The organism is Candidatus Chryseobacterium colombiense, assembly GCA_029203185.1.
GTDB lineage: Bacteria > Bacteroidota > Bacteroidia > Flavobacteriales > Weeksellaceae > Chryseobacterium > Chryseobacterium colombiense.
Window position 1 is genome coordinate 3,401,928 of the sequence record CP119310.1, and the last position, 12,031, is coordinate 3,413,958.

Here is a 12,031-nt window from a genome sequence, read left to right on the forward strand (position 1 = left end):
AGATTTCTGAACGGTTTTTTTATGCTTTAGATTTTGGTTTTTACCAGTTCAATAAGATTATTGCCCTGATCTAAAATAAGGCTGTCTTTTTTCACAGTGGCTTTCATATCCATTTTCTCATAAATAGTTTCATTTCCTTTGGATTCTACCTGATTCAGAATGAAAGTTTTATTGTTGTTTCGGATACTCATTGTTTTTTCCTTGTAATTAAATACAACTTTTACCAGAGTTCCGTCAGTAGCTTTGTAAACATAATCTGTTTTTATACTTTTCTTTCCATTAACATCTGTATTGTAATTAACGGTTGAATCAACTTTTCCATTGTCGGCTAAAACAGTTGAATCTCCGGTTTTTAGTACATCCTTATTCCCACTTTCATTCTTTTTACAGCTTATTAGCGATAAAGCAATAGTCGAAATCGCTATGATTAATCCTTTTTTCATGATATTTATTTTTAATGTGTTGATAATTATTATTCTATATAATAAGCAAAATTTTGTTAAATTTAATAAAACAAAAACTAAACCAATACCAGAAAACTCAAACCATTGAAATTACACATTTGTGTAATTGTTTCAGCTTTGTTTTCTGTAGAAATTTGTCTTAAACAAAATTGTAAAACATGAGCATTTCCATAGCCATCGTAGAAGATGAAAAGAACTACAACAATGCATTAAAAAAAGTCATCGATTATCAGGATGACATGAAAGTTGTTGCCCAGTTTTTTGATGGAAATGATGCTTTAGAAAATCTTCCCGATATTTCTCCGGATGTAGTGATGATGGATATTCAATTGCAGGATATGCTAGGAATAGAGATTATCGAAAAACTACATAGGGAAATGCCAACTACACAATTCATTATGTGTACGAGTTTTGAAGATGATGATAAAATTTTCAACTCTTTAAAAGCCGGAGCAATGGGATACCTCGTAAAAGGCGAAAGCATGGATAAAATTCTTACATCAATTCGTGATGTGTATAATGGAGGAGCACCAATGAGCTTCTCAATCGCCCGAAAGGTTCTCAGCCATTTTGAAAGAAAACTTCCAGAAATAAAAGGTTTCGATGAACTCACCGAACGTGAGAAGGAAGTGTTAGAACTTTTATCTCAAGGTTTGCTTTACAAAGAAATCGCTGACAAAAAATTTATCAGCATCGATACCGTGAAAAAACATGTTGGAAATATCTACAGAAAACTCCACGTCAGTAATAAAGTGGAGGCTATTAATAAATTTAACCATTTTAAAAACTAAGAGATATGAGAACAATTTTGAACATTTTACTTTTTGCATTTTTAATGTTTATTTTCAATTGTAAACCATGCAAAGAAAGTTCTGTTTCTGTCACGGAAAAATTAATAGGAGGAGAGAAGCATTTGAAAATACCGAGAAAAATTTCAGATAGTATGAAAAAAGGTTTTGTTAATGAAAGTAATAAAATTCTTACGACTAATAATATTATATTTAAAAATAAATATGAATTAAGTTTAGCAAATCTCGCAAAAATGTTATGGACACCAGAGGTTGATGAAGAAAAATATGATGAATTTCGAATATATTTTACCTACGATAATGGTATATTGAGTAATTATCCAGATTTAGTTACATATGATAAATCGATATGCTTGATTTATTCGAGGGAGCTAGATAAAAGAGAAGAGAAGAAATACTATGCAGCATTTTCGGTAAAGAGCCCAATTGAAATAAGACTGGGAGACTTTGATAAATTAAGAGAAAACTATAAAACGATTGTTAAATACGCATTAAGAAGTAGAATTGACTCCGCAAAAAACACAAATTATATTACCATACCAAGAGATCAATTATCAGCATATTATGCTAAAATAACATTATATAATGATAATAATGTAGATAAAATAAGTCATGTGAATGTATGCTTAGCAGAAGCATTGGATTATAATGGTTTTCCAGCGACTAAAGGGTTAGATTATTTAAAGAAAAAGAATTATAATCCTAACCAACTAACATTAATATTTGATGCGGTAACAACAGGAGGAAATGATGTAGAATATTTGTCTTCTTATGATATGAACTCTCTTTGTCCTAATCAATGTCCTTAAATAGAGTTTATGAAATTGTTGTTTTGATCAGTTTTCTATATTCACTTTATCTTTGGGTAGATAAACATAAATCAAAACAACAATTTTACTTTTTTTTGTATCTGCTTCTGATCATAGTAGTAGACATCATTCCTGTTAATTTTCCTTTTCTGGTAAAATGTAACAGGAATATATTGTTTTTGGGATACATCCTTTTGTCGGTTTGTTATTTTGGAACAATCTATTATAAAAGTATTCCAAACAATGTATTCAAAATTTCAACGGCCTGTCTTTGTACTACGTTTATTCTTTTTAATGTTGATATTTTTCAGGTAGCAGAAGAAGGGAAATTAAATTTTATTTCGATTATAAGTCTACCGATTCTGTTTGTATTTCTTTCAATAAGCTGGTTTATATATAAGCTTAAGAATGTTGATGAAAAAAGTATTGTTAGGTATTTCTTATTTTGGATAAGCTCTGGTCTATTGATTTGGTCTGTATTTTTTATTTTCAGGGCAATACCTATGTATTTTTTACAGAAACATGATTCTCAACTTTTAAGTTTTTTGATAACCACTTTTTCAGTTGTTAATATTATGATATATCTTTTATTTTTAATAGGATTAATACTCACACAAAATGAAAGAACTTCCCGAAGAAATTAAAGCAACTTATATTCTTGCAGTACTCATAATGATGTTCTTTGTAGGCTTTATTATTTTTGTTGTTTTAATTTACAATAGAAAGCAGCTTCTTTACTTAAAAGAAAAACAGCTTAAAGAATCCGAACACCAAAACCAGCTCCTTCAAAAAGAACTCGAAAAACAAAAATCAATAGAAAAAGAACGGGAAAGAATTTCACATGATATGCATGATGATCTGGGTGCCGGAATTTCAGCATTAAAACTTCAGGCAGAATTTTTAAAACAACGAGCAGAAGATGACGACTTAAAAAGTGATATTAATGAACTTTTAAAAACCTCCGAAGAAATGAATATTTCTATGCGGGAAATGCTTTGGAGTTTGAACTCCGGAAATGATACTTTAGGAAGTTTCGTTGACTACTCAAAAATGTATGCTCATAACTTTCTTAAGAAAACAAAAATTCGGCTTACTACAGAAAGTGAAAATGTAGTTTCTGAAACAGTGATTCCTACAGAGCAGAGAAGAAATTTATTTTTATGCTTAAAAGAGGCTTTGAATAATGCATATAAACACAGTCAATCTAACCAACTAAAACTTTCATTTATTCAAAACGACAAAGAATTTATGATGAAAATCTCCGACAATGGAATCGGAATCGATCATGAAAAACCTGAAGGAAACGGACTTCGGAATATGAAGCGAAGAATGCAGGAACAAAATGGACATTGTGAAGTTGCCACAGAAAACGGAACACATTTGTTTTTCAGGATAGATTTATAAGGGTTTTAAAACTTAAATAAGAACAGCATCATTTTTATGGTGCTGTTTTTTGTTATGAGAATCACCCATTTGTGTAATTGACATGACTTTCTATTAAGCGGAACTTTGAAATAGAAAACTAAAAACTAATTACCATGAAAACTACAATTGAAAATACGTTTGATGACTTCAAAACGGCATTAAATAACAATCCGGCGCTTCAGGAACAATTTAGAGAAAATCCTGTTAGAGCCGCAGAAAATCTGGTCATTACAAACCCAAAAGATACGGATTACTGGATTTATCGAATTATAGTAATGATGCTTGGTTTGGCAATTATCATTATAATCATCGGTCTTGTAGCATTAGCGATAACAGGAAAAGGTACAAATGACAGTCAGCTTGTAACCATTTTTGCTACAATTTCATCAGGAGCAATAGGTGCATTAGCTGGCCTTTTGTCTCCTTCTCCGAAAAAATAAATTAATAATTAATTATCATGGCAAATTTAACATTAAAGCTTACAGTAACCAATGGAACATCACTTTTAGGAATCATCTTTAAACTATTTAAGGTAAACAATGAAATACCGTTAGTTGATCAAGTCAAAAATGATTCTTTTACCTATGATTTTGATTTGGAAGAAAACGAAGAATATAATTTATATATAGTTGGTACTAATTCATTGTCTGTAAAAGGAAATACTAACATTAATTTGGTATATAATGGAGTGAAATTCCATGGGAATTTTAAGAATCCGACTAATAGAAAAGGTAATGGATATTTTATAATGTATTCTTTTGATACCAAATAATGAATTATGAAAACTTATAACTATACAATTGTTTTAATATTTACTATCCTAAATTTTTCCTTAACCTCGGCACAGGAAAAAGATGAAGTAAAAATATATACAAAAACATTAACATCAGATAGTATTTATAGTAAAGTTAGCGAAGCTAAGTCGGGAAATTGGAAAGATGTAATAACCGATTTTATGCAAGCTTCATTAAAGGATCTTGCTGGAGAAAACAAATCTTTCCAATTTAAGGCAACGCTATTTTCACTAAAATCACAAATAGATAGTACTCTTTTGATAGATTATAATTATGCAAATCAAAAGTTTTCTAGAAATTTTCAAATTGACATTGGTTTAAATTTAGATAATGATTATAAATTTAAAGGATTTAGATATGGTTTTGATTGGGCGATAATTAATAAAAGAGACTCAACGGTTGCTAATGTTTCTAAGGAGTTAACGGAGATGTTTAAAACGAATAATTCTAATTTAATTGATTCTGTTCAAAAATATGCTGTTGGCCTACAAAGGTCGGGACAAAAACAACAAGAAATTGATTTATTAGTTACCCATTTAAATGATTTGATGGCAAAAGGACAATATATACCTAGAGATGATTTGCCAAAAGATTTTTTGCCATTTTTACCCCCAGAATATAATTCTAAATCTAAAGAATTTGAAAAAAAAATAAAAAATGAATTAGACAAAATAAGGAGACAGCCTTTATTAACAATTGGTTTTCATGGTAATTTCCAAAAAGATTCCAAATTTTTAGACGAGTTCGATGCAAATATGGTTTATCTACAAGGTCTAAAAACTAAAAATGGCAATAAAATGGAGATTGATTTTAGAAATCAATTTAAAGCAAAAGACAGTATTACAACATCAGTCATTAAAAGGAAGGAATTCTCTTCTCAATTAGGTTTAAACATTTCGATTCTTAAAAAGATCAACAGGTCGCTAATTGAATTCAAACCCAATTTGGAGTTTAAAAGAATTTTCTCAGGATTAATGGAGGATGAAAAAAATAACCAGTTTTTAGCTAATGCAGATTTAAGAGTACGGATTTTAAAAAATCTTTGGCTTCCTTTAATTCTAAAATATGACATTGAGAATAATAATTTTTTTGGATTTCTGAATGTTAGCTTCAACTTCGACGCAATAAAAAATCAATAGACAAATAAAATTATAAGAGAAAAAACCTTGTTTGAAGAAATTCAAACAAGGTTTTTTATAGTTTCAAACCAAGATTTATCACAATCCCAAAATTAACTAAAATTTAACTCAGAATAAGCAGATAAATTACCTCTCTATAGCCTTCAAAAGTTAAAAATTGATTAAATTTGTCTGAACTATAAAATAAACAAAAATGAGTTACATTTCTTACATAGAAGCGAGACAAATTTTGGATTCAAGAGGGAATCCTACAGTTGAAGTAGATGTATTTACAGAAAGTGGTGCGATGGGTCGTGCTGCGGTACCTTCCGGAGCATCTACCGGAGAACATGAAGCAGTTGAATTGCGTGATGGTGGTTCAGAATGGATGGGGAAAGGGGTCTCTAAAGCTGTAGAAAATGTAAGAGAAGTAATTGCTCCCGAATTGGTAGGTCTTCCGGTTTTTGATCAGAACCTTATCGATCAGATCATGATTGATCTTGATGGAACTAAAAATAAAGGAAACTTAGGGGCTAATGCCATTTTAGGAGTTTCTTTGGCTGCTGCAAAAGCTGCTGCAACAGAATTAAGATTACCATTATACAAATATGTAGGAGGAGTAAATGCAAATACACTTCCGGTTCCAATGATGAATGTAATCAACGGTGGTTCTCACTCAGATGCTCCGATTGCTTTCCAGGAATTTATGGTAATGCCGGTAAAAGCAGATTCTTTCTCTCATGCTTTGAGAAAAGGAACTGAGATCTTCCATAACCTTAAATCAATTCTTCACTCAAGAGGTTTATCTACTGCAGTAGGCGATGAAGGTGGTTTTGCTCCTACATTTACAGGAACTGAAGATGCTTTGGATACTTTGCTTCAGGCTATTGAAAAAGCAGGTTACAAGCCGGGTGATGATGTGATGATTGCTTTAGATTGTGCTGCTTCAGAATTCTACAAAGACGGAGTATATGATTACAGAAAATTCCAGACTCCGGATGCAGCTCAGTTTACAAGCAGCGAGCAGGTTTCTTACTTAGCTGAATTGGCCAACAAATATCCGATCATTTCTATCGAAGACGGAATGCAGGAAAATGACTGGGAAGGATGGAAAATGCTAACTGAAAAAATCGGAGATAGAGTACAGCTTGTAGGTGACGATTTATTTGTAACAAATGTAGAAAGATTATCAAGAGGAGTAAAAGAAGGAATTGCCAACTCAATCCTTGTAAAAGTAAATCAAATTGGTTCTCTTTCTGAAACAATGGCAGCAGTACAGATGGCTCAACATAACAAGTTCACATCGGTAATGTCTCACAGATCTGGGGAAACTGAGGACTCTACAATTGCTGATCTGGCAGTAGCAATGAACTGCGGACAAATCAAGACCGGTTCTGCTTCAAGATCGGATAGAATGGCAAAATATAACCAATTATTAAGAATTGAAGAAGCTTTAGGTGAAACTGCAGTTTTCCCTGGATTGGATGCTTTTAAAATCAAAAGATAATTAATCGAATTTATAAATAACGGCAAGCGAAATTTTTAGTTTGCCGTATTTTGTAATAAGTAGTATATTTAAAAAAAATAAAATAAATAATGTCAGACAACAAAGTAATATTGAATTACGACGGTAATTCATATGAATATCCAATCGTAGATAGTACGATCGGGGACAGAGGAATAGATATTTCAAAATTAAGAGACCAAACAGGTCTTATCACACTAGACTTAGGATACAAGAATACAGGAGCAACACTTAGTGATATCACTTACCTTGACGGAGACAAAGGTGAATTGTTCTACAGAGGATATCCTATTGAACAGGTTGCTGAGAAATCAAATTTCACGGAAGTAATGTATTTGTTATTACACGGTGAATTACCAACTCAAAACCAGTTCAGCGCATTCGACAACAACATCAAAAAATATAACTTCGTAGCAGAGGAGATGAAAAAAATCATCGATGCTTTCCCTCGTTCTGCTCACCCAATGGGAGTTTTATCTTCTTTAACATCTGCTTTGACGGCTTTCAATCCTAAGGCGGTGAATGTAAATTCAAAAGAAGAAATGGATCATGCTGCGGAATTAATGATTGCTAAATTCTCTCACCTTTGTGCTTGGACTTACAGAAAAACTCTTGGTCTTCCACTTAACCACGGTGATAACAGCTTAAATTACGTAGAGAACTTCTACAAAATGGCATTCAGAATGCCAAACCAGGAATTTGAAATCGATCCGGTAGTAGTTGGGGCTTTAGATAAACTATTAATACTTCACGCAGACCACGAACAAAACTGTTCTACATCTACTGTAAGAATGGTAGGTTCTGCTCATACAGGTCTTTTCGCTTCTATTTCTGCAGGGGTTTCTGCACTTTGGGGGCCACTTCATGGTGGTGCAAACCAAGCAGTTATCGAAATGCTTGAATTGATCGAAAAAGATGGAGGAGATGTTAACAAATGGGTTGCTAAAGCAAAAGATAAAAATGACAGCTTCCGTTTGATGGGATTCGGACACAGAGTATACAAAAACTTCGATCCAAGAGCAAAAATTATCAAAAAAGCTGCTGACGATATCCTTAACGCATTAGGAATTCAGGATAAAGCTCTTGATATTGCAATGCAGTTAGAAAAAGTAGCTCTTGAAGACGATTATTTCGTAGAAAGAAAACTATATCCAAACGTAGATTTCTACTCTGGAATTATTTATAGAGCGTTAGGAATTCCTACAGAAATGTTTACTGTAATGTTTGCATTAGGTAGACTTCCGGGATGGATTTCTCAATGGAAAGAAATGAGATTGAAAGGAGATCCGATCGGAAGACCAAGACAGGTTTATCAAGGAGCTCAACAAAGAGATTATATCAATATCGCAAACAGATAATATTGACTCTTCATATAAATTTTAAATCCCAAGGTTTTTACTTTGGGATTTTTTTATTCATAAATTGAAGAAGCTCCTTTTCTTTAAATCTTGACTGTGATAATTTTTGTTGTCTTTAAAAAGGAAAAATGAAGCAATAGTTATTAACTGGTAAAATAAATTGTTTCAATTCATTTCAACCCTTGTCAGTAAAAATGTGTTGAAATAGTAGATGAATTTTAGATAAAATTAAACGGTAAATAATGGTTTGATAAATAAATATCTGAAAAACCTTTCGTAATCGATAGTAAAAACTGTGTTTCTGAAATTAACATTAATAAACAACTGTATTTGATTCAATTCATAGTTAAAATTAAATTGGGGTGGAAAATATTTGAAAAGTTTCGCAAATACAGACCTTTACTTATATTTGTAGTATTGCATAAATCTTTATGAGACTAAATATAAAAAATGAAACGGGTAGGCTGAAATCTGTGGTTTTAGGACAGCCCAATTCAATGGGTGCTGTTCCAACGCTGGAAGAAAGCTATGATGCTAAATCTTATTATACGATAGAACATAATATGTATCCGAAGGAAGCTGACATTATTAATGAAATGAATGCTTTTGAAGCGGTTCTCAAAAAATATGATGTGGAAGTTCTGCGTCCGGAAATTATAAAAGATTATAATCAGGTTTTTGCCAGAGATGTTGCGTTTGTGATTGATGATAAAATGATTATTTCAAATGTAATTGCAGACAGAGCAGATGAGCAGGGAGCTTATAAAAAAGTTTTCGAAAAAGTGGCTTGGCGTAAAATTATCAATCTTCCGGAAACAGCACATATTGAAGGAGGTGATGTTATTGTCTGGGATGACTTTCTTTTTATAGGAACGTGCTTCAGTGAAGATTACAGAAGCTATAAGACGGCAAGAACCAACGAATATGCTATTGAAATTCTAAAAGAATATTTTCCTAAAAAAAGAATTATCGATCTGGAATTAAAGAAAAATGACAAGATTCCGTATGAAGGGATCTTACATTTGGATTGTACTTTCAATCCTGTTGGCAAAGATAAATGCATCATTTACAAAGATGGTTTTGTGGACGAAAGTGATTATAATTTAATTATCGATATTTTTGGAGAAGAAAACTGTTTTCATGTAACACCTGAGGAAATGTTTGAAATGTGTCCTAATATTTTCTCTATCTCACCGGAGATTGTTGTTTCGGACAAAGCATTCACAAGAATGAATAATCATCTGAGAAATGAATGGGGCATGACCGTTGAAGAAATTCCATATAGAGAAATTTCTAAAATGGGAGGTTTGTTGAGATGTTCGACAATGCCATTAATTAGAGAATAAAGCAAATTGAAGTCGATTGAAAAAAATAGTTTTATTTTTTCTTTTATTCTTTATATCTAAAACATATTCTCAGCAAAAACTCAACTGGGCTGAAGTTTTATATGGAGATATTAAAAATCTAAGAGAAAATAAAATAAGAATATTAAAGCTTAAAAATGGCGATAAAGTTCTTCGTTCAGTTACAATGATTTCCGAAAACTCGATTGTTGTAAAAGATTCTTTGGCGGAAGTTTATTTTGAATTTGATAATGAAAATAGATTGATTTGTGTAAAGTCGATCAAGGAGAAAACACAACAAAAATTTGGATTAAACTTAAAAAATAACTTTGTCAATGGGATCTCGAAATTAATTGACGAAAAAGGAGTTGAGATTTATAATCAACTTTCAAAAGTTTATTTTAATAATATTTCTTACGAAGAAAAAGAAACCTATAGCTTTGATAAAGAGAAAAAAGATTCTCTCAATGTTTTCAGAACGAAATATTTTTTTAATAAACAAAATCCAAAATTAAGCTATAAAGAAACGTACAATAACGGAAAGATTTTTGGAAAGAATTATTTTAATGATACCGAAGTCTGGAAAGAAAAATTTAGTAACTATTATGTAGTAGATTCTATTCTAAGAAAAGATTCTAAATCTATAAAATATCATTTCGAAAACTATCTGGATCACCAAGTGATCAGAATTGAAAATGATTCTATTCTTACAATAAACAAAAAGGCTGGAAAAAAAGTTCATGAAAAATTAGAATATGCAGGACTACCTTTTAAAGAAGTTTTTTATGATGATAATGGAAAAATAAAAGATCAAATTATTTATCAGAATTATCAAAATCCTTTTAATGAATGGATTCTTTGGGAAGAAAGAAAATATGATGGAAAAGGGAAATTAATTAGTAAAAAATTACCTAATAAAAAAGAATATAAATTAAAAAAAGGAATTTTAGTTTTTCGGAAAAATGTTTCTAGAGTAAGAGAATGTGGTTTAACATGTTCTGTTAAGCGGATATATGCATTTAACTATCTAGAAAGCTATTCTCCATCAATATTGTTTACGCTAAAATTGAATAGAAATTTTACAGATAATTTTGATATATATGGTATAGAAGAAGATGGGGATCTAATCTATGTCATGCTAGATTTTAATGTGAATGGTATGGCTGAAGTTAAATCTGATTATTCCGCATCAATAGATACAAAAAAAGAATTTGTAAGAATATCAAAATCAATAGCAAGAAACGGACGGCTTTTAAAATATTTTAAAGATTTGGAAGTTGAAGCGGAAACAATTACAAGTAAAAAATATATAATTAATCTTTCTGAAAATTTGAATTTTTTATCCTTTCCAATTCATACATTTTTAATAAAAGAAGAAAATTAAACAAAATGCAGACAACAGATACAGTATTAATGATAGAACCGATTGCATTCGGTTATAATGCAGAAACGGCAAAAAACAATTATTTTCAGGTTGAGCAGACTGGTTCTGATATTCAGTCCAAAGCATTAACTGAATTCAATACTTTTGTCGGAAAACTAAGATCTAAAGGAATTAATATTATTACCATAAAAGACACATTAGATCCTCATACTCCGGATTCTATTTTCCCTAATAACTGGGTGAGTTTCCATAAAGACGGGAAAGTGGTTTTATATCCGATGTTCGCTTCAAACAGAAGAGTCGAGAGAAGAGACGATATTATTGAGAGTATTCAGGATCAGGGATTTAAAGTGACTGAAATTGACGATTGGTCATTCCCGGAAACTCAGGGGCATTTTCTGGAAGGAACAGGAAGCATGATTTTCGATCACGATAATAAAATTGCTTATGGTTCAGTTTCTTTAAGACTGGATGAGAATTTATTCAGAGAATTTTGTCAAAAATATGGCTTTACACCTGTTGTTTTCCATTCATATCAAACGGTTGGAGAAGAAAGACTTCCAATTTATCATACCAATGTTATGATGTGTGTGGCAGATCAATTTGTTGTCATTTGTTTAGATTGTATCGATGACAAGGCAGAAAGAGATAAGGTCGTCGAAACGATTAAAAATTCGAGAAAAGAAATCATTGAAATTTCTGAAGCACAAATGCAGCAATTTGCAGGAAACATGCTTCAGGTTCAAAATAAAGACGGTGAAAAATTTTTGGTAATGAGTCAGACTGCCTATCTGTCTTTACACTCAGATCAGGTTTCTGCAATAGAAAAATATTGTGAAATTATTTATTCAGATCTAAATACGATCGAGGTAAACGGAGGTGGTAGCGCACGTTGTATGCTTGCTGAAGTTTTCTTACCAAAAAAATAAATTTGCTTTTAGTATAATGAAAACTTCCGGTTGTGATTCAGCCGGAAGTTTTTTATTAAACATGACTCATGGA

General features: G+C 31.4%; 12 protein-coding genes. 11 read left to right on the plus strand and 1 reads right to left on the minus strand.

Translation table 11 applies throughout. From position 1 onward, the window contains the following. Nucleotides 1–26 precede the first annotated feature (26 nt). Complete coding sequence (locus P0Y62_15430; protein ID WEK69228.1) at nt 27–443, minus strand: hypothetical protein; 417 nt, start codon at nt 441–443, stop codon at nt 27–29. 179 nt (nt 444–622) lie between these two features. On the opposite strand from P0Y62_15430, the gene P0Y62_15435 reads away from it, so the two are divergent. The 11 genes from P0Y62_15435 to P0Y62_15485 all read left to right on the plus strand — a co-directional run bounded on the left by P0Y62_15435 (nt 623) and on the right by P0Y62_15485 (nt 11,958). Then, complete coding sequence (locus P0Y62_15435; GenBank protein ID WEK69229.1) at nt 623–1,255, plus strand: response regulator transcription factor; 633 nt, start codon at nt 623–625, stop codon at nt 1,253–1,255. Nucleotides 1,256–1,260: 5 nt separating this feature from the next. Beyond that, on the plus strand, nt 1,261–2,082 hold the full coding sequence (locus tag P0Y62_15440) for a hypothetical protein (protein WEK69230.1): 822 nt from the start codon (nt 1,261–1,263) through the stop codon (nt 2,080–2,082). 618 nt (nt 2,083–2,700) lie between these two features. Further along, complete coding sequence (locus P0Y62_15445; GenBank protein ID WEK69231.1) at nt 2,701–3,486, plus strand: histidine kinase; 786 nt, start codon at nt 2,701–2,703, stop codon at nt 3,484–3,486. 134 nt (nt 3,487–3,620) lie between these two features. Continuing rightward, nucleotides 3,621–3,947, plus strand: coding sequence for a hypothetical protein (locus P0Y62_15450; protein ID WEK69232.1), 327 nt, complete (start codon nt 3,621–3,623; stop codon nt 3,945–3,947). A gap of 17 nt (nt 3,948–3,964) precedes the next feature. Beyond that, nucleotides 3,965–4,279, plus strand: a complete 315-nt coding sequence (locus P0Y62_15455) for a hypothetical protein (protein WEK69233.1) — start codon at nt 3,965–3,967, stop codon at nt 4,277–4,279. Between the two features lie 6 nt (nt 4,280–4,285). Next, a complete protein-coding gene (locus tag P0Y62_15460; protein WEK69234.1) occupies nt 4,286–5,440 on the plus strand; it encodes a hypothetical protein in 1,155 nt (384 codons plus the stop codon). A gap of 193 nt (nt 5,441–5,633) precedes the next feature. Further along, nucleotides 5,634–6,926 carry a phosphopyruvate hydratase gene (eno, locus tag P0Y62_15465; protein ID WEK69235.1) on the plus strand — a complete coding sequence of 431 codons (1,293 nt, stop codon included), beginning with the start codon at nt 5,634–5,636 and terminating at the stop codon, nt 6,924–6,926. Nucleotides 6,927–7,015: 89 nt separating this feature from the next. Then, on the plus strand, nt 7,016–8,302 hold the full coding sequence (locus tag P0Y62_15470; protein WEK69236.1) for a citrate synthase: 1,287 nt from the start codon (nt 7,016–7,018) through the stop codon (nt 8,300–8,302). A 431-nt stretch (nt 8,303–8,733) separates the two neighbouring features. Beyond that, nucleotides 8,734–9,648: an arginine deiminase family protein gene (locus P0Y62_15475; protein ID WEK69237.1), complete on the plus strand. Its 915-nt coding sequence runs from the start codon at nt 8,734–8,736 to the stop codon at nt 9,646–9,648. A gap of 16 nt (nt 9,649–9,664) precedes the next feature. Further along, nucleotides 9,665–11,029, plus strand: a complete 1,365-nt coding sequence (locus P0Y62_15480) for a hypothetical protein (protein ID WEK69238.1) — start codon at nt 9,665–9,667, stop codon at nt 11,027–11,029. 5 nt (nt 11,030–11,034) lie between these two features. Next, the gene (locus P0Y62_15485; protein WEK69239.1) at nt 11,035–11,958 is read left to right on the plus strand and encodes an arginine deiminase-related protein; all 924 of its coding nucleotides are present in this window, start codon (nt 11,035–11,037) and stop codon (nt 11,956–11,958) included. The last annotated feature ends 73 nt before the right edge of the window (nt 11,959–12,031 follow it).

What these genes read in the sequence shown, in the direction of transcription:
- eno (WEK69235.1), top strand. Translation starts at nt 5,634, where the DNA reads ATGAGTTACATTTCTTACATAGAAGCGAGACAAATTTTGGATTCAAGA.
- P0Y62_15450 (WEK69232.1), top strand. Translation starts at nt 3,621, where the DNA reads ATGAAAACTACAATTGAAAATACGTTTGATGACTTCAAAACGGCATTA.
- P0Y62_15460 (WEK69234.1), top strand. Translation starts at nt 4,286, where the DNA reads ATGAAAACTTATAACTATACAATTGTTTTAATATTTACTATCCTAAAT.
- P0Y62_15485 (WEK69239.1), top strand. Translation starts at nt 11,035, where the DNA reads ATGCAGACAACAGATACAGTATTAATGATAGAACCGATTGCATTCGGT.
- P0Y62_15445 (WEK69231.1), top strand. Translation starts at nt 2,701, where the DNA reads ATGAAAGAACTTCCCGAAGAAATTAAAGCAACTTATATTCTTGCAGTA.
- P0Y62_15475 (WEK69237.1), top strand. Translation starts at nt 8,734, where the DNA reads ATGAGACTAAATATAAAAAATGAAACGGGTAGGCTGAAATCTGTGGTT.
- P0Y62_15430 (WEK69228.1), bottom strand. Translation starts at nt 443, where the DNA reads ATGAAAAAAGGATTAATCATAGCGATTTCGACTATTGCTTTATCGCTA.
- P0Y62_15470 (WEK69236.1), top strand. Translation starts at nt 7,016, where the DNA reads ATGTCAGACAACAAAGTAATATTGAATTACGACGGTAATTCATATGAA.
- P0Y62_15440 (WEK69230.1), top strand. Translation starts at nt 1,261, where the DNA reads ATGAGAACAATTTTGAACATTTTACTTTTTGCATTTTTAATGTTTATT.
- P0Y62_15435 (WEK69229.1), top strand. Translation starts at nt 623, where the DNA reads ATGAGCATTTCCATAGCCATCGTAGAAGATGAAAAGAACTACAACAAT.
- P0Y62_15455 (WEK69233.1), top strand. Translation starts at nt 3,965, where the DNA reads ATGGCAAATTTAACATTAAAGCTTACAGTAACCAATGGAACATCACTT.